18 protein-coding genes and 1 tRNA gene are annotated in these 16,990 nt (G+C 39.3%); 10 read left to right on the forward strand and 9 right to left on the reverse strand.

All coding sequences use genetic code 11. The features are described from left to right. Window positions 1–99: 99 nt before the first annotated feature. The gene (locus tag H6731_08515) at window positions 100–1,149 is read right to left on the reverse strand and encodes a peptidylprolyl isomerase (GenBank protein USN50297.1); all 1,050 of its coding nucleotides are present in this window, start codon (window positions 1,147–1,149) and stop codon (window positions 100–102) included. Between the two features lie 15 nt (window positions 1,150–1,164). Next, the gene (locus tag H6731_08520) at window positions 1,165–2,199 is read right to left on the reverse strand and encodes an NDP-sugar synthase (protein ID USN50298.1); all 1,035 of its coding nucleotides are present in this window, start codon (window positions 2,197–2,199) and stop codon (window positions 1,165–1,167) included. Window positions 2,200–2,271: 72 nt separating this feature from the next. Here H6731_08520 and H6731_08525 point away from each other — a divergent pair, with 72 nt between their 5' ends. Next, window positions 2,272–3,300, forward strand: a complete 1,029-nt coding sequence (locus H6731_08525; GenBank protein USN50299.1) for a threonylcarbamoyl-AMP synthase — start codon at window positions 2,272–2,274, stop codon at window positions 3,298–3,300. Here the strand turns inward: H6731_08525 and H6731_08530 are convergent. From H6731_08530 to H6731_08540, 3 genes are all read right to left on the reverse strand, one after another. Beyond that, complete coding sequence (locus tag H6731_08530) at window positions 3,297–3,743, reverse strand: hypothetical protein (protein USN50300.1); 447 nt, start codon at window positions 3,741–3,743, stop codon at window positions 3,297–3,299. The two genes, H6731_08525 and H6731_08530, sit on opposite strands and share 4 nt — an antisense overlap. Window positions 3,744–3,864: 121 nt before the next feature. Next, on the reverse strand, window positions 3,865–4,791 hold the full coding sequence (locus H6731_08535) for a pseudouridine-5'-phosphate glycosidase (GenBank protein USN50301.1): 927 nt from the start codon (window positions 4,789–4,791) through the stop codon (window positions 3,865–3,867). A 12-nt stretch (window positions 4,792–4,803) separates the two neighbouring features. Beyond that, entirely contained in the window at window positions 4,804–5,667 is an 864-nt protein-coding gene (locus H6731_08540) for a hypothetical protein (protein USN50302.1), read from the reverse strand. A gap of 228 nt (window positions 5,668–5,895) precedes the next feature. On the opposite strand from H6731_08540, the gene H6731_08545 reads away from it, so the two are divergent. The 6 genes from H6731_08545 to H6731_08570 all read left to right on the forward strand — a co-directional run bounded on the left by H6731_08545 (window position 5,896) and on the right by H6731_08570 (window position 12,701). Beyond that, window positions 5,896–6,639, forward strand: a complete 744-nt coding sequence (locus tag H6731_08545) for a thioredoxin domain-containing protein (protein USN50303.1) — start codon at window positions 5,896–5,898, stop codon at window positions 6,637–6,639. 214 nt (window positions 6,640–6,853) lie between these two features. Then, window positions 6,854–8,227 carry a magnesium transporter gene (gene mgtE, locus H6731_08550; protein USN50304.1) on the forward strand — a complete coding sequence of 458 codons (1,374 nt, stop codon included), beginning with the start codon at window positions 6,854–6,856 and terminating at the stop codon, window positions 8,225–8,227. A gap of 9 nt (window positions 8,228–8,236) precedes the next feature. Further along, window positions 8,237–8,698, forward strand: coding sequence for a ribonuclease HI (gene rnhA, locus H6731_08555; protein ID USN51971.1), 462 nt, complete (start codon window positions 8,237–8,239; stop codon window positions 8,696–8,698). Window positions 8,699–8,706: 8 nt separating this feature from the next. Next, window positions 8,707–9,180 (forward strand): 2-amino-4-hydroxy-6-hydroxymethyldihydropteridine diphosphokinase, encoded by a 474-nt coding sequence (gene folK, locus H6731_08560; GenBank protein USN50305.1) that lies wholly within the window; start codon window positions 8,707–8,709, stop codon window positions 9,178–9,180. Between the two features lie 14 nt (window positions 9,181–9,194). Then, the gene (locus tag H6731_08565; protein USN50306.1) at window positions 9,195–10,592 is read left to right on the forward strand and encodes a M23 family metallopeptidase; all 1,398 of its coding nucleotides are present in this window, start codon (window positions 9,195–9,197) and stop codon (window positions 10,590–10,592) included. Window positions 10,593–10,658: 66 nt separating this feature from the next. Next, window positions 10,659–12,701, forward strand: a complete 2,043-nt coding sequence (locus tag H6731_08570) for a 3-hydroxyacyl-CoA dehydrogenase/enoyl-CoA hydratase family protein (GenBank protein USN50307.1) — start codon at window positions 10,659–10,661, stop codon at window positions 12,699–12,701. Window positions 12,702–12,828: 127 nt separating this feature from the next. Here H6731_08570 and H6731_08575 read toward each other — a convergent pair whose 3' ends face one another. Further along, entirely contained in the window at window positions 12,829–13,398 is a 570-nt protein-coding gene (locus tag H6731_08575; protein USN50308.1) for a hypothetical protein, read from the reverse strand. Between the two features lie 393 nt (window positions 13,399–13,791). Here H6731_08575 and H6731_08580 point away from each other — a divergent pair, with 393 nt between their 5' ends. Both H6731_08580 and H6731_08585 read left to right on the forward strand, forming a co-directional pair. Further along, entirely contained in the window at window positions 13,792–14,382 is a 591-nt protein-coding gene (locus H6731_08580; GenBank protein ID USN50309.1) for an antibiotic transporter, read from the forward strand. Further along, on the forward strand, window positions 14,382–14,987 hold the full coding sequence (locus H6731_08585; GenBank protein USN50310.1) for a MarC family protein: 606 nt from the start codon (window positions 14,382–14,384) through the stop codon (window positions 14,985–14,987). Before H6731_08580 ends, H6731_08585 begins: the two co-directional genes overlap by 1 nt. Before the next feature lie 51 nt (window positions 14,988–15,038). Here H6731_08585 and rpmA read toward each other — a convergent pair whose 3' ends face one another. From rpmA to H6731_08600, 3 genes are all read right to left on the reverse strand, one after another. Next, on the reverse strand, window positions 15,039–15,299 hold the full coding sequence (gene rpmA / locus H6731_08590) for a 50S ribosomal protein L27 (protein USN50311.1): 261 nt from the start codon (window positions 15,297–15,299) through the stop codon (window positions 15,039–15,041). 15 nt (window positions 15,300–15,314) lie between these two features. After that, entirely contained in the window at window positions 15,315–15,671 is a 357-nt protein-coding gene (gene rplU / locus H6731_08595; GenBank protein ID USN50312.1) for a 50S ribosomal protein L21, read from the reverse strand. 301 nt (window positions 15,672–15,972) lie between these two features. Further along, window positions 15,973–16,048, reverse strand: a tRNA-Ala gene (locus H6731_08600). 110 nt (window positions 16,049–16,158) lie between these two features. Between H6731_08600 and H6731_08605 the strand changes: the two genes are divergently transcribed. After that, window positions 16,159–16,974, forward strand: coding sequence for an IS5 family transposase (locus H6731_08605; protein ID USN50313.1), 816 nt, complete (start codon window positions 16,159–16,161; stop codon window positions 16,972–16,974). Window positions 16,975–16,990 lie beyond the last annotated feature (16 nt).

The raw sequence follows: 16,990 nt of genomic DNA on the forward strand, positions 1-16,990 counted from the left end.
TTGAGGGTAGATCAGCTTATTCCAATCTTCTGTTCTTTTGAAGCTACCGATTCGTTTCAATTTCGGCCAAAGTCGAGCTTAGCTATCAAAAAATAATAATTATTTATCTTTAGCTTCTTGTTGCTTGCTTGCTACTGCTTTGTGGGAAGGATCTAAGTATTCCTCAGTGCCTAAGGATGCATCACTAATGGTGATATGCGCTTCTTTTCTTAAATCAGTTAATAAGGCTTCAGTTTGACGAGCTTGTTTTGCTCTGGTTAAATACTCTACTATGCGAGGGCGAACTTCCTCCAGCGAAGCAGTTTGCGCAGGTCTTTTTTCTTCCACATAGATGATATGATATCCGTATTCGGTTTTAACAGGGCCAATAATACTTTTTTCTTTGGCGCCAAAAGCAGCATTTTCAAATGCCTTCACCATTCTTCCTCGAGGAAAAAATCCTAAATCTCCATTGTTTTTAGCCGTAGGTCCATCGCTATATTTTTGCACCAGATTTTCGAATGGGTATTTTTCGCTTGAGGCTTCTTCATAGATATTTTGGGCTTTTTGTAAGGCAAGATCTTGTTTGGATTGCGGATCTTTTGGATTCACTTTAATGAGTATGTGACGAGCATGAACCATTTCCGGTTGCATGTAGAGTTTTTGATTGCTCTTGTAATGTTTTTCAATTTCTTCATCACTTACCTTAATATCACCATTTTTTTTGGCTATTTTTTCTCGCAAAAGTTCGTTGTTAACAATGTCGTGCACTTGGTCTTCTGTTAGATTCTGTTGTTCTAAAAAGAGTTCATAAGCTCTTGGACCGCCCATGCGGCCTTTATATCTTTCTAAGGCTGAGACACGTTCAAAACGGTCGAGTGTAATGCCAAGTTCTTGGGCTTTTTGGTTGATAATTTCATCATCGATCATTTTTCGTAGAATACTGCCACGCATTTTTCTGCTGAGATCTTCGCTTACTGCTCGTCCTGTCTGAGCAAATTTTTCGATTGCTCGTTTATGCAAAGTATCAAGTTCAGAAAGGTTTACACTTTTTCCATTTACCGTTGCTGCTGCATCATCGGGTACGAGTTCTTTTTTAGCGCTTTTTTGACAGGAAGAGCTGCAACCTGGCAGCAAAGAAAAAATTAATAAGATAAAAAATAGTTTCATCAAGATGTCCCCCATCTACTCAAGTTTATCATCTACTAAAACCCTAGCCTTTAAGAGGGCAATGGTACAATCAAGCTCTTCATCTTTTTCTATAATTGTATCTGACATAATGAGGCTATTTTTAATTGTGCTATGAGTTCCCACGTAAGAATTCTCACCCACAATTGCATTGGGGCCAATAATAGCATGAGCTTTTACTTTTGCCCTATCGGCAATAATAAGTGGTTCAATTAATTGTGCTGTTGGATCTATTTGCACATCAGAACCACAAAAAATATTTTTGCCTGGTATTTTTTTTAAATGATGCTGCAAACTATGCTTCGCAAAGAGTGAAGAGCTTGAGCATAGGTCGAGGTTGGCCTTTAAAAGTCTTAGAGGTGTTCCAAGATCTTCATAATTAATTTTTCTTACATCACCTAAAATTATTTTTCCTGATTTGAGCCACGATGGATAGACTTCGCTTACCAGGCAGCTGAATCGTTCATTTTTCAATAACTGCAGTGCTTGAGCGGATATATAGTGAATACCAGTAAAAAAGCCACTTTTTTTCTTCGCTAAACTCGAAGTATAATAGGCCCCTAGCTCACTGATGCGACAATTATCATCAATACTCACCGCACCTCGATATCCATCTGTCTGTTTGTTTTGTGCTATCAGTAAATTACAAAATGCATGTGGAGAAATTATTTCTTTAAGATCGAAGTCGCATATCATATCGCCGTGTAATACGATCATCGCTTGATTATTGAGCTGAAATAATTTTATGACTTGTCGAATACCACCAGCTGTCCCTAAAATATCCTTTTCAAAGGAAAAATGAATATGAGATTTAAGTGACCATGAGTGCACGGCAGCAATAAGCTGTTTATGGTGATAGTGTAAGTTGATAAAAATATCTTTTATGCCAGCCTGTTCAAGCATTTTTATCTGATGAAATAAAATCGCTTTACCAAAAAGTTCCATGAGCGGTTTAGGGCGCAGCTGGCTAAGTTTTTGCAGTCTGCTTCCAAAACCCGCAGCAAGTATCATTCCTACTACATTGTTATTCATTGTATCTGCCTTATTTTTCTAAGCAATTTATGAGCGGATTGACTCAGCTAATCTCTACTATAGAAGGGAGAAATGAATGACTGGGCCCCTATCAATACAATTCAACTAAATGCTCAAATACCCGATGATGTCAAACGCGCAGCCGAGCTTTTAAGAGGCAATGCCTTGGTAGCGCTGCCAACGGAAACGGTTTATGGGCTGGCTGCTCATGCCCTGAATCCTTTGGCGATTAAAAAAGTTTTTCTAGCAAAAAATCGTCCGGCTCAAAATCCGTTGATCCTTCATGTGCATGATTATGCTAGTGCTCAAAAACTTTTTGATATCCGCAACGATAAGGTTGCTCATCGTCTTAAAACTCTAAGCTCCTTATGGCCTGGTCCCCTGACGATCATTGCGGCCAAAGCAAAGCATATTCCTGATGAGGCAACAGCTGGACTCGAGCAAGTTGCCGTACGTATACCTCAATCGTTGTGTACGCTTGCTATTTTGCGTGAACTTTCATTTCCATTAGTAATGCCAAGCGCTAATCTATCAAGTAGACCAAGTCCAACTCAAGCTTTGCATGTTCTCAAAACATTAGATGGGCGTATTGATGCAGTTTTAGATGGTGGGGCTTGTGAGGTGGGTATTGAATCGAGTGTGGTGCGTATTGATCAAGAAGTGGTGGAGATTTTAAGGCCGGGATATTTTGATGCTTCGTTTTTAAGTGCGCTTTTAAAAGAGCCTGTGGAATTTGAAAATAAAAAATATCAAACACCTCAATGTCCTGGGCAATCGTTTTTGCATTATGCGCCATCGGTCAAAGAAGTTGTGTTAGTGAATCAAACAGATTTTATAGAAGCTTGGAATACAAATGCCTCATTGTTGGCTCGCCAGTCTGATTTTGAAGATTTCATACAGAAGTATGGTCAGCGCTTTGGAAAAGGAATTTCCCTGCCCCTTAGCGATGATCATAATATTTTTGCGCAACAACTCTATGGAGCACTCTATCGATGCGAAGACGCTCCACTAGAAAAAGTGTTTATTTTTGTACCTTCTCTTGATGATGACAATTGGAGAGCGATCAAAGATCGGCTCAAACGTTCATCAGGAAAATGTTAAGCAGCCTTGAGACGGTCAAAAGCGTTGGCCTGTAAAACAGGAAGCAGCATGTTTTCTGCCACCTGACATAAGCTCAGCAATAAACAATGAAAACGCTCAAGGTTTACGTATTCATGAGGTAAATTAACCTTGACAAAGAGATCACCATCATCATCTAAACCAACGCCAATATGCTGAATTTCTTCGCTCATAGCCGCAATGAGACTCGTGACTGCTTCACCCCATGAAGCATCATAGCGATCCACAACAGGATCGATTACCATGCAAATGTCTGAGGTGTTGATGTGAATAATAACTTGATTAATTCCGAAGTCGCCTTTAAAAAAAGTGCGAATTAATTTCTTGGAAACGGCTTCGCTGGGCCAGCCAAGTTGTCGTAAAAACTCTATTATTTCATCAAATATCTTTTCGATGTTCCCATTGCCCCTTTTACTATCATTCATATTAACCATTCCATTTACCCCGTTGGGACAACAAATTAAATGCAAGAAAGTTTGTGGGGAGATGTAGTGAAAAGTGTTTATTAGTGCAAGAAATATTAATGCTGGATCTAAGGGATTATTTTTAAGCTAATATATTAGATAGTAAAATCGCTGATTGTGCTGCCAATTGGGCATTATTTTTTATGAGCTCTATATTTGCCTTAACAGTGTCTTCATTGTGATGTTTAGCCATGTACTCTAATAAATATGGGGTAGTATTTTGAAAAGAAATATTTTCTTTTTGAGCTTGCTCCAAAGCTGTTTGTAGAATTATTTCAAAGTGCTGGGTATCTATGGCATTTTTTGAGACAAAAGGATTGCCAAGTAGAATCGCTTCTTTTTGAGAAAGCTTTGAACGGCACACAAATACATTTATTAATTCTTCAAGCGAATCTATTCTTCGAGGGCTAAGGTTAAAACTTTTATCACAATAAAAGTTAGGGAAATAATCACTGCGATAGGAAAATACAGGAACGCTTGCTGTTTCTAAAAGTTCTAAAGTTTTAGGAACATCGAGTATGCTTTTTATCCCAGCACAAAAGACCATAATGGGATATTGAGACAGACTTTTTAAATCAGAAGAAATATCGAGCCCGTCTCCTCTGTGAACACCGCCAATACCGCCCGTTGCAAAAATTTTTATACCTACCTTGTATGCTATAAAACTTGTGGCTGATACGGTTGTGCCACCGCTGCGGCCACTCGCCAAAGCGTGTGCTATATCGCGCTCAGCAATTTTAAATATTTTGTTATGATGGCGTAGTTCCAAAAGTTTTTTTCGTATGTTGTGGGAGCAGCCAACATGTATTTTTCCTTCGAATAAACAAATGGTAGCTGGTATAGCGCCCGCATCTCTGATGGTCTGCTCTATGCTTGTTTGTGCATCGTCACATTGGTGCTCTGGTAGGCCCTGACAAAAAACACTCGATTCTAAGGCAACAAGAGGTTTTTTGTGATTTAAGGCATCGATAATTTCATCATGAATAATGGTGTAGGGAGTATTGATCATATTTATCTCCACTCAGGGGTGAGCACCCCAATGTTGAAGTGTTGCCGTGGCCCAGTTAAATGCTAGAGAAACAGCTTGGTCAACGGGGAGATTGTTTATGAGAGCACAGATAAAACCTGCGGAAAATGCATCACCAGCCCCATTGGTATCAATAATATTTGGGCACAAAGGAGCCGGATAAAATATTTTTTTTCCTTTGCTGATAATGCTTACTCCTTTTGCGCCATCGGTAATAGCCACGTGGGGGAGGGCCAAATTTTTGAGCACTTCTTCTAAGTTTTTTGAGTTGCCTGCGAGGGTGAATGCCTCGTGGCGATTCATTATCAAACAATCAAACTTGTTTATTATCGCTAAAAAATTTTTCATTTTGCAGGCACTTACTGCCACTCCAGCAAAAAAACATGCTCTGTTTTTTGACCATTTATATAGATATTCACAGGTTTCCTTGGGGGTATTAGCGTCTATTATTAGTGCATCGTTGTGGGTGGTATTATGGAGAATTGGTTCTAGAAGTGATGGGGTAAGAAAAGACATGATAGACATATCCGAGAATGATATAAGCATTTCGCGGTTTTTTTTTAAGAATGAAAAATATGATGAAGTGGGTGCTGATTTAATTTTTATAATTGAGGATGGGTTTATATTGTAAAGTTGAGCATCGTTAAGTGCATTTCTACCTTTTTCATCGTCACCGATTAGAGAAACAAATCTTACGTGATGATTTCTTTGAGAAAGTTGACGAGCTATGTTGTAGGCGACGCCACCATAACTGGTTTGAGTGATACAAGGATTAGAAGAATAAAGAACAGGTGAGTTATTTTGAATAAAACCCAAAGTGTCATGGTTGATTCCACCAATAACAATAAATTTTCCCATAACGTCCTTCATTCATTGTTTTTTTATGAAGTTTGATCCTACTGCACTTTTACAATGTCTTTTCTTTCTTGGTAAGTTGCATATGTCACGGGTGTTTGCTAATAATTTCCTTGGTTGCATTGTTCATTTACTAATGAAAAAACGCGCCCGATTTTCTGCTTGAGTTATTTTATGGCCGGCAGTTTAAGAGGTAGTCTTCTTCAAACCAAAACGGTGGAGTGTCAAAAAATGAAAAAAATAGTCTATATAAGTGCTTTGACGATGCTTTTTCTTACGGGGTGCCAAAAAGATAGGCAACAGCTCCTTGATAAAATTGCTCAGCTAGAAAAACGGATTGAAATATTAGAGAAAAAAATTGTTGCACAAGCTCCACCTCGACGTCCTGAAGTTAAAGAGCAGACGGCAGCTTATGATATTCCAGTTGGTAAAAGCTACGTTTACGGAGACCCTAAAGCTCCGGTTACAGTATCAGTATTCAGCGACTATCAATGTCCTTTCTGCAGTCAAGCCCACGAAGATCTCGTAGAGGGCATCATAGCTGATAAAGATCTAAAGGGTAAAGTAAAGGTTGTGTTTAAGCATTTTCCATTGCCATTCCACCAAATGGCTCGCCCAGCTTCTAAGGCTGCCTTGGCTGCCGGAGAGCAAGGAGGCGATTGCTTCTGGGCTTTGACTAAGAAACTTTATGGTGGACAAAAAGCTTTAAGCGAAGAAAATTTCAAAAAATGGGCTGAAGAAACAGTTTGCAAAAAGAATGATGGAAGTACTGGAAAGTTGAATGTTGCTCAATTTTGGAAAGACTATAGTAGCAAAGGCGCTGACTACGATAAAATGATTGAAGCTGACGTGCAAATCGGTAGAACCAAAGCGGAAGTGCGAGGCACACCTTCCTTCTATGTTAACGGCTGGAAACTTGCGAGCAGAAACGTTGATGCTGTCAAGCAATTAATCAAGGATAAACATTTACTTTAAAGTAAACAATCTAATTGCTGATAAAGAACGGAACTGTAAACGCAGTTCCGTATTTGTTACGGCACTAGCGTAAAGATTGGAATGGGTTTTGCGCTATTTAATTTGAATCGATTGAGAATAGCAAGATTATTTGAATGAGTCCAAATTAAATAACGTGGGAAAAACAAACAAAAATCTTTCAATCTTTATGTTAAGAGCTGTATGTGAGGTGAGTATGAATTTTCAACACCCGGCATTTACCAAAGAAGAATTACAAGTGCTTCTTTCTCAGAATGACGAAGAAGTAAAAAATTATATTACGTCCTTGGTTCACAGTGCAGACATTATCGAATTTTTTCGTGAAGTTGATATTAATGAATGGCCTCGATTATTAAAACTGATCGATGAGCAGGAATTAAAAGCTGCAGTTGTTTTTGGTTTTGATCGCGATGAGCGTACAACTTTGCTCCCCCTTCTAAGCAATGCAGAAATAGCTGATCTGTTAAGAGGATTAGAAACAGATGATGCTGCAGATTTAGTTGCAGAACTGCCAATAGCAGAGCGTATAGAAGCGTTACGGCTGCTTTCTTTAAAAGAACGAATTCAAGTTCAGGAATTATTGCGTTATCCCGAGGATTCAGCTGGCGGTATCATGCAGCTTGAGCTTGCTCTTGTGCGTGAGGATGCTCAGATTTCAGATGCTATAAAAAAAGTTCGCCAACTGGTTGAGGAGGATGTTGAAGTTCTATCCGTCTTGGTTGTTGATCATCATGACCGACTCCTAGGAACTCTTGCCTTAGTTGATTTGCTTCTTAGTAAAGAAACTACCAAAGTAGCAGATGTTATGGATACTGATGTTGTGTTTGTTAAACCTTTATTAGACCAGGAAGAGGTTGCTGCAATCTTTAGAAAATATGATTTGATCACTGTTCCGGTAGTTGATGATAGCGGTAGAGTGTTGGGAAGAATTGTTATCGACGATGTTGTCGATGTTTTATCTGAAGAAGCGGAGGAAGATGCCTTGCATATGGCAGGTACTAGTTCTGAAGAATTAGTATATCCTAGTGCTGTTTTTGCGACTGTACGTTTGCGTCTACCATGGCTTGGTGTTGCTCTGTGTTGCTCTTTACTGAGTGGCTTGTTATTGCATTTTTTCGAGACAACCTTGGAAAGAGCTGTTGTTATTTTTTCATTTGTTCCTGTTATTACAGCGATGGGGGGAAATGTCGGCACACAATCTGCAGCTTTATTGATTCGTGGTTTTGCTACTGGTAAATATGATTTATCCAATGTACCTAGTTTTATTTTTAAAGAAGTTCGTGTGGGACTTTTGATGGGACTGATCTATGGTTTCTTTGCTGGTCTCGTAGGTTTTATTTTTCTTACTGAATATAATTATTATTTGGGTTTGGTCGTGTTGATTTCTATGACGGGAGGCATGATGACGGCGGCAGCCTTGGGAGTTATAGCGCCGAGTGTGTTAAAAAGGCTTGATATTGATCCTGCCATTGCATCTGGACCTTTTGTTACTACTCTCAATGATATTAGCGGGATATTAATTTATATGGTGATTGCGACTCTATTTTTAAGTCATTTGCAGGTGGGATAAATCAAAGTGATAACACCAAAAGTCACTATATATTGTGATGGAGCATGCTTAGGAAACCCAGGACCAGGTGGTTTTGCTGCTCTTCTCATGCTCGATAATACTCAACAAGAGCGCGTTGTCTGTGGTTATGAAATTTCGACGACAAATAATCGAATGGAATTAAAAGCAGCTCTAAGCGGGCTTTTGGCGCTTAAAAAGAAATGCCATGTGGAAATTTACAGTGATAGTCAGTACGTTGTGAAAGGGATGACTGAGTGGATTCATAATTGGCGACGTTCTGGGTTTAAAAATTCTCAAAAAAAAGAAGTCGTCAATGCTGATTTATGGAAGGAATTATTTGAAGCTGCTCAAAAACATCGTGTGACATGGAAATGGGTACGAGGTCATGCGGGCAATGAATTGAATGAGCGGGTTGATGAAATAGCTCGAGAGCAAGCAGGACTTGCTTTGCATAGTCTCCATGGAGTTTGATAGCGACAATGCGTTTTATTATTTCAGCAGGCTCATCCATCAGTGCAGATTACTTAGAAAAGGCCCTCAGCGAGATTAGTTGTACTTCAAAAATTACCGTTCACAATATGAGCAATAAGTACTGCAATCAATCGCAACAAATGTCCATCAACCGATTATGTTTTAACTCAGCAATTGCATTGAGTAGTGATCTTGAACCCTATGCTCTTTTTTGGGAGCTTCGACAGATAGAACAGAAACTTGGCAGAATTCGAAGCTATAGCAATGCTCCGCGTACAATAGATCTTGATGTAATAATTTCATTTCCTTTTTCATATTGCGCACATAATTTTTTTGTTCCGCATCGAGAATTATATCAGCGCAATTTTTTTGTTTTTTGTGCTATTGAAGTTTTACATTTAGTAGGATGGCCCGTTCCATTTTTACTGTATCAAGCACGTTCTAAGCTTCCGGCTAAAGCATGGATAGCGTGTAAAAACTAATTCATAGGAATTATATGTCAAAATTATACGGAAGCATGCTTCTTGCTCTTTTATTTTTTTTAAGTGGATTTTATTTACTCAGGGCTGCTTCAAATTCCACTTCTAATAAATATGAGCAGTTTGCATTAGAAGATCCTATGTGCGATGAAAGAGATTACTTGCGGAGTGGTATTTCCTATGCTCCCAAGGAGATCTTAGAGAATACGAAGCCTCTTTTGTATGAGGATAAAAATAAAAAATTTTTATCTATTGTAGAAGGTCAGACGCTTCACTCTATTCTTTCGCAGCAAGAGATCGGTGGTCAAGAAATCCATTCTCTCAATATGGCCTTAAAACCTTTTATTAGTGCAAGAGATCTTGCGCCAGGAGATCTATACAAATTTGAAATTATTCGTAACCAGCAAGATCAAGCTTTGATCAAAGAATTTATTCTCAAAAAGGTAGATTCCAATAGAATTCCCATTAACTATGTAGCAAAACGAAATAATTTTGAAGTCGAAGACCCTCAGTTTCAGGTAAGTGTAGATCAAGCCGAGGTAAGAGAGGAAACAGAGCTCGTTCAGATTAAAGTGCATGGCACGCTTTTTAGTAGTTTTATGTCACTTCCTTTTGGCAATGAACTCATGCAAGGTTTGATGAATGTTTTTGCCTGGCGTATGCGGCTACCCAATGAAGTGCTGAGCAAGGATCATATCGAGATTCTGCTAAATAAAAAATATGCTGAAGGTAATTTTATAGGGTACGGAAAAATTCAGTCAGTCTTTTATAAACAGTCACACCGAACTCTATTTGCTACACATTTTCGCTCGAAAGATGGGATGATCGATGGTTTCTATGATGAGACAGGTACATCACTAGAGAAAGAATTTTCTCTCGCCCCGGTTTATGAAACGGTCGCTACATCGGAGCAAAACTGGCGCATGCATCCAGTGAGAAAAAAAAGAATTCGGCATAATGGCATAGATTATCGCGGCACAGTGGGAACAGATTTTTTTTCCATTGCTGATGGGGAAGTGGTTGAAAAGCGTTTTGATAAAATGGTGGGTAATATGATTCGTATTCGCCACAAATATGGTCTCTATTCCGAGTATTTTCATGCAGATACCTTGCTTTCAACGCTTTCAATTGGAAGTAGAGTGAAACGAGGACAAAAGATCGGAACAATTGGTGAAAGCGGAATTTTATGCACGGGACCTCATTTGCATCTTGGTATTTATCAGATGCAGGGAAAAAGAAAGAAATTTGTCAAGCTCGCTCATTTTAGAAAAAAATTATCTAATCTGCCGCCTCTTTCAGGAGCTTATCTTGTCGAATTTAAAAACCATATGAAGAGTTCATTAGCTATGATGGAAACAATAAAAGTTGCAAGCATTACTCAAAAAAAGAATTCGGAAATTTTGGTTAACCGCTGAGTCTTCCAAAATAATTTTGTTTCGGGTTAATGTTTTCAAAGCGCTTTATTTTATTAGGGGATGAGCATGCATAGCTTGAAAAACGACGACAATCATATTGCTGTTATAGGTGCCGGCACAATGGGAGCAGGCATTGCTCAGAAATATGCTTCAAATGGTTATTTTGTTAGTGTGGTTGAACGAAATGAAATAGGGCTAAAAAGAGCTCAAAGCAGTATCAATGCGACGCTTGAGCAGGCAGTAGAAAGAAAGATATTTCGACAGGATGATGTAAATTTAATTAAAGCAAATTTAGACTTTAGCAATGATCTTGCCCGCATTGCTAAAAGTTCACTGGTAATCGAAGCGATTTTTGAAGACTTGAATGCCAAAAAATCTTTGTTTCAAGATATCGAACAAATAGTCAGCCCTCAAGCAATCGTTGCAACCAATACATCGAGTTTTTCAGTGAGCGAATTACAAAGCACTTTGAAATACCCAGAGCGTTTTTTAGGGCTTCATTATTTTTTTCATCCTGCAAAAAATCGTTTGGTCGAAGTAATTCCCACAAATACGACTGATATAGATGTGACGAACCGAGCTTGTTTTATACAAGAATCAATTAAAAAGATAATCATCAAATCCAAAGACTCTCCTGGTTTTATTGTGAATCGCTTTTTTGTGCCATGGCTCAATGAAGCTGTAAAAATTCTTGCAGAAAATAAGGCCAATAGTGCGACTATCGAGCATGGAGCTCGAGAGTTTTTTCAAATTCCGATGGGGCCTTTTCAGTTGATGAATGTGACGGGAATTCCCATCACTATGCATGCAGCCAATGCCATGGCCCAGAGTCTGGGAGAATTCTATGTGCCCTGTCAACTTATAGCTAAACAAATTGAAAAGTCTGAACCATGGCCTCTTTTGGGTGAAGTGGATCAAAAACAAGCTGAGTATGTGGCCAAACGTTTATTAAGCGTGGTTTCAGTAATAGCGTGTCAATTGGTATTTGAAGAAAATATCGGGGGAACTTTTGAAGTAGATTTAGGGGCACGTGTGGGTTTGCTGTGGCCTAAAGGTCCATTCGAGCTTATCAATCAAAACCAAGATAAAATTAAAAATTTTTTATGCCATTATTCAGATGCAGTCCACGGTGTTAAGGTACCAAGTATACTCAGTCAACATTTGGAGGATAATATAGCTTTTAAATCAAATAATATTGAAGTCATTCACGAAAAAGATATCGCATTGATAAAATTAAACCGTCCAGATTCAATGAATGCTCTTGATGAAAAACTTAAGGATGAGCTGGCAAAAGTATTCAGCGACTTAGAGCAAGAGTCTCATGTTAAAGGAATTATTATTACGGGAAATAAACGCGCATTTATGGCGGGGGCAGATTTAAATTTTTTCAATGAAAAAATTGCAGAAGGGCAGGTAGAACAAATTGTTTCGTTTGCTGCATCAACACAAGAATTGTTTTTACAGATCGATCGCTCATCAAAGCCAGTGGTAGCCGCCATCAGTGGGCTTGCGCTAGGGGGCGGTCTGGAACTCGCACTTTGTTGCGATAAAATCATTGCAACCATTGATGCCAGGCTTGGTTTTCCCGAAACCGGGATAGGAATCTATCCCGGGCTAGGTGGTACGCAAAGAACTCCGCTGAGAATAGGTCCTGAGCTGGCGCGTTTTTTGGTGCTGACTGGAACTTTGCTTTCAGGAACTGAAGCAAAAGTAATCGGATTGATTGATGAATGCAGCAACGCCGAAGATCTCTTAAACGATGCTAAGGCGATGGTATATTCAATTCTCAATAATTATAAAGCTAAAGAGATACCTTCGCAGGATGTGTTCAAAGATTTGCGTCAGGCTTTCAGTGTACCTGGGGGACACAGTTCAGAGACAACCGCTATCAGTGAACGTGCTCGCAAAGCTTTAGAAAAAGTAACTAAAAAAGCTCCTTTGGCGATAAAAGCAGCCGACGAATTGATTTCTCAAGCTCAATTTGGGCAGCTAGAAAAGGGGCTTGAACTTGAAATTGCTGGCTTAGAAAAAATTTTTAAGAGCCAAGATGCTCGAGTAGGTTTAATGGGCGCAGCAAAAAAAACTCCCATCCGTTTTAGTGGAACATAGTAGTTAATTTTTTGCGTGATTGCGGAGTAGGGATTAGTCTGAGAAAATTTTTAAAAAGAGTGAGCAAGAAAGAATCCTCCATCGTTTAATAATGATGGAGGATTTTTTTAAAAATTATGCACAATTATTAGTGAACAGGTAAACCTGGTAGCAAACCATCTAAGGGCAAGCCAGGCAACTCAGGCAGCAAGCCAACAGGATCCGTTGGAATTGGCAATTCGGGAACTATTGGCAAGTTTGGAATTCCGATTGGCAAATCTCCAATGGCGCGCAAAATTTCCTGCCAGCGAATAATTTGGTCATCTATCTTTTTAAAACCAATTTTATAAAAACGATCGAGAGCAAAGGTGAGGGTTTCTGTATAAAAAGCTGAATCGATGGTCATCCAGTAACGACACTGATGAGACATGCAAAATCCTTGACCAACCTCTTGCCCATCAGAGAACACACCAAACCACCCATCGGAAGCAAAATTAAAAGTCAGATTGAGGCTGGTGCTTCCATCTGTCCAAATATAATTCGCATTGGAAGTATTGTTATCAAATTTTATATAGGTTTGAAATTCTCCTGATTGGCCGAGGTTTGTGTCCCATTTCCCTAGCCCAATAAATTCTCCAGAAGGTAATTCAACAATGAAGTCGGCCAAGGATGCAAATGAAAATAAAGACCAAAGAAGCCAAAGAAAAGTTAAGTTCATTAAAATTCCCCCTAAAAGTAAAGCAGGAACACTGAAAATATAAAAAAATACTTTAAGAATCTTAAGTATGTATATGGTTTAAGTAGTAAAAATAATATTTTCAGTGTGTTAAGAGCTATGTTACATTGGGGGAGAAAAAAGATGTCAAAGCAGCAGAAAATTTTTTATACCCAGCGATGTGTTATTTTTCGAAGGATTTTATTTTTTCCTTAAACGGTATGCCCCAAACAGTTTTTTCAGCAATTTATTGAAAGTTTTTGTGAACCTTGTTGAGTTTTCCTAGACTTGATTTTATTTTTTCATAAAGAGATGCAATGAAATATAAGTGAGTATTGTTAATGCTTGCGAAGTATTTTTACCTAAAAAAGATGTTAAAGATTACGAGGCTTAAAAATGAGTTTTTTTTCCACCACATTAACCATGTTTTTGATCATGAATTCGGTGGGACATATTATGGGTTACTTAGAGTTAGTTGAACGCCTCGATTCATCTCGCCGGCAGTTGATTATTGTGCGCGAAATGTTTTTAGCTCTCTTGATAATGTTATTTTTTTATATAATCGGCGACTATTTGTTGGAGGCTTTGGAGGTCAACACCCAGACTATTTCTCTTGCAGGAGGGCTCATCTTATTTCTAATTGCTATTCGCATGATTTTTCCTGTTCCTAAACCTACGATTCATACATTTAAAGAAGAGCCATTTATTTTCCCCATCGCTACCCCCATGATTGCCGGCCCTTCAATTTTGACCACCATCATGCTCTATGCTCATCAGGAAACTTCAGGACATCAATTGGTGTATGCTTTGATGATAGCTTGGATATTATCAATCACTGTTTTGTTTTTTGCGCAACAAATAAGAAATGTGGTGGGGCGCAGAGCGCTGATTGCAACGGAAAGATTAATGGGGCTCTTGTTAACAATGATGGCAGTTGAAATGCTCTTAAAAGGTTTTGCCAGCATTGCTGCAGAAGGAATTAGATAATGAGTACGGTGCTTGCTTTAATTATCGCCAAAGCCCTGCAACTTTTTTTGGTACTCGATCCTATTGGTAATACCGGTATAGTTGCAACTCTCATTTCAAATTTTAGCAAAGGCAGACAGAAAGTCATTCTGTATAGAGAGGTAAGTTTTGCCTTAATAATACTGTTGATATTTTATTTCTCAGGAACTTATTTGCTTGCTGCACTCAATGTCTCTCACGCAGCAGTAACAGTTACCGGCGGTATCATATTTTTGTTTTTTTCTATTAGTTTGCTTTTTCCTGGTTCTAGTATGGTGAACCTGCAAAACTTAGAGGAAGAGCCATTCCTAGTGCCCATTGCTATGCCTTTAGTAGTGGGGCCTTCATCTATTGCTACTGTGATATTAATTGCTCACGAGCAAGAGCAATTTTGGCTTTATTCTCTGTCTGCGGTGTTATTAGCATGGCTGTTCACTGCCATAATTATTTTGCTTGGACCATTTTTATTGTCAAAAGTTGGAAAAACCGGAATGCATGTGGCTGAACGTGTGATCGGTATGGTGTGTGCTCTGATAGCTGTTAAGATGCTTTTAAGAGGCATTAAACTTTTTCTTGCCGGCTCATAAAAAAGCTGCGCAGATGCGCAGCCTTTTTTTTAAAAGTGAACGTCTTAGTATCTAGGCTTCAACAGCGTTGACGCTTGCGTATACACGTTGATTTTGGCCTTTTGAAAATTTCACTCGGCCATCAACGAGAGAGAAAAGAGTGTGGTCACGACCAATGCCCACATTTTCCCCTGCTTTGATTTTAGTTCCGCGTTGTCTCACCAAAATATTACCGGCTAATACAAACTGTCCGTCAGAGCGTTTAACACCCAAAAACTTCGGGTTAGAATCACGACCGTTTCTTGTAGACCCTTGGCCTTTCTTATGAGCCATTTTATATCTCTCCTTTTAGCCTTTGATGTCGCTAATAGTTATTTCAGTGTAACGTTGACGGTGGCCAATAGTTTTATCGAAACCCTTTCTGCGTTTTTTCTTGTAAGCACGAAGTTTTTCGCCTTTTACCCCGGTGCCTTCTTTGCCCATATCACTTACCGTACAGGTTACTTTTGCTCCGTCAATAAAAGGTTTACCAACGCGATATTCGTCTCCACCCAACATCATTACTTTTTGCACTTCGATGGTATCACCTACCATCTTATTTGCATGCAAATCAACCAACAGCTTTTCACCAACCGAAACCCGATGTTGTTTGCTTCCTATTTCGATTACAGCATAACCAACCATTTTTTCTCCCGCGCTTATCACACATCACCCGATCCACGGCCAAAAAATTAAGGGGCAGAAGAGGTGGCGGATTTATTTATCAATACTTTTTAGCCAAAAAAGCCAAAAGACGCGATATTTAGAGCTAATCCATAGCTTTTTGTCAATCAGGTTAGGGAAGAGTAAGTTGGGCCCAAAAAACTCCGAGGCATGTCTGTAAGGGTGAGTGCTAAGGTGCTGATTCTAAACAATTTACAGAATTTACTATTCCAGATCTTAGCGAGAACTTGGCTTCTTTTTGACTTTAAACACCATAAAAAAAAGCCGCCTCATAGACGGCTTTTGGTGGAGCTGATCGGGATCGAACCGACGACCTCTTGAATGCCATTCAAGCGCTCTCCCAGCTGAGCTACAACCCCTCGACCTGCTTTCTATGCGCTTTTTATTTTTCTGTAAAGCCTTAGAGGCTGTAAAAAAAATCAATTTGGCAATTCTGGTTCAATAAATGTCGCTGTGACGAAAGTATGACGTGAAAACCTTTTTGAAAGGAAATATCATGTCGTGCTTGTATGAAACCTGTTTGTCAGATTGTGCCTGGGAAGTGATTGAGCCACTTTTTCCTGCTAACGCCAAACGAGGCAGACGTCGTGTCTATAGCTTTCGGAGCATAGTTGATGCCATATTCTATGTTTTAAAGAACGGCTGTGTGTGGCGTTGTTTACCCAATGACTTTCCTCCTCACGGTATTGTCTATCACTATTTTCGCACCTGGTCTGTTTCTGGTTTGTGGGCGGTCTTAAACTGCATTCTCGTGGCAATAGTCAGAACCTGTGCTGGCAGAGATGCAAGCCCCTCACTTGTTTCCATCGACTCCCAATCACAGACAGCGGAACCAGGAGTAGATGAGCGTGGTTTGGATGGGGGAAAGAAGATTAATGGAAGAAAGCGCCACATCGTTGTTGATACGATGGGATTGATGCTCCTATGCATTTGTACCGCAGCAAATGTATCTGATAGGGTTGCCGGCGAGGAATTGGTTACTGAGCTCAATAAGCGCGAGAAGTTTCCCAGATTAGCGAAGATTCTTGGAGATAACGCATATAAGAATTTGTCTTCAGGCTTGAGAGTAGGCGTAAGCACAGAAACTGCGGAACGTTTAAAAGGGCAAAAGGGGTTTGTACCACAAATATTTCGTTGGGCCGTAGAACGAACTTTTGCTTGGCTGAATCGAAATAGGCGTCTGGTGCGTAACTATGAGAAGAATACAAAGCATCAGGAATCAATGAACTACATCGCTAATGCAAGATTATGTATCAGACGATTGGAAAATTTGCTTACCACCTGAGATTTGATTTTTTTTA

The organism is Myxococcales bacterium (assembly GCA_023898405.1).
GTDB lineage: Bacteria > Myxococcota > UBA727 > UBA727 > JABDBI01.

What these genes read in the sequence shown, in the direction of transcription:
- H6731_08530 (USN50300.1), bottom strand. Translation starts at nt 3,743, where the DNA reads ATGAATGATAGTAAAAGGGGCAATGGGAACATCGAAAAGATATTTGAT.
- H6731_08545 (USN50303.1), top strand. Translation starts at nt 5,896, where the DNA reads ATGAAAAAAATAGTCTATATAAGTGCTTTGACGATGCTTTTTCTTACG.
- H6731_08585 (USN50310.1), top strand. Translation starts at nt 14,382, where the DNA reads ATGAGTACGGTGCTTGCTTTAATTATCGCCAAAGCCCTGCAACTTTTT.
- H6731_08520 (USN50298.1), bottom strand. Translation starts at nt 2,199, where the DNA reads ATGAATAACAATGTAGTAGGAATGATACTTGCTGCGGGTTTTGGAAGC.
- H6731_08565 (USN50306.1), top strand. Translation starts at nt 9,195, where the DNA reads ATGTCAAAATTATACGGAAGCATGCTTCTTGCTCTTTTATTTTTTTTA.
- rpmA (USN50311.1), bottom strand. Translation starts at nt 15,299, where the DNA reads ATGGCTCATAAGAAAGGCCAAGGGTCTACAAGAAACGGTCGTGATTCT.
- H6731_08525 (USN50299.1), top strand. Translation starts at nt 2,272, where the DNA reads ATGAATGACTGGGCCCCTATCAATACAATTCAACTAAATGCTCAAATA.
- H6731_08580 (USN50309.1), top strand. Translation starts at nt 13,792, where the DNA reads ATGAGTTTTTTTTCCACCACATTAACCATGTTTTTGATCATGAATTCG.
- mgtE (USN50304.1), top strand. Translation starts at nt 6,854, where the DNA reads ATGAATTTTCAACACCCGGCATTTACCAAAGAAGAATTACAAGTGCTT.
- H6731_08535 (USN50301.1), bottom strand. Translation starts at nt 4,791, where the DNA reads ATGATCAATACTCCCTACACCATTATTCATGATGAAATTATCGATGCC.
- H6731_08570 (USN50307.1), top strand. Translation starts at nt 10,659, where the DNA reads ATGCATAGCTTGAAAAACGACGACAATCATATTGCTGTTATAGGTGCC.
- H6731_08575 (USN50308.1), bottom strand. Translation starts at nt 13,398, where the DNA reads ATGAACTTAACTTTTCTTTGGCTTCTTTGGTCTTTATTTTCATTTGCA.
- folK (USN50305.1), top strand. Translation starts at nt 8,707, where the DNA reads ATGCGTTTTATTATTTCAGCAGGCTCATCCATCAGTGCAGATTACTTA.
- H6731_08515 (USN50297.1), bottom strand. Translation starts at nt 1,149, where the DNA reads ATGAAACTATTTTTTATCTTATTAATTTTTTCTTTGCTGCCAGGTTGC.
- H6731_08540 (USN50302.1), bottom strand. Translation starts at nt 5,667, where the DNA reads ATGGGAAAATTTATTGTTATTGGTGGAATCAACCATGACACTTTGGGT.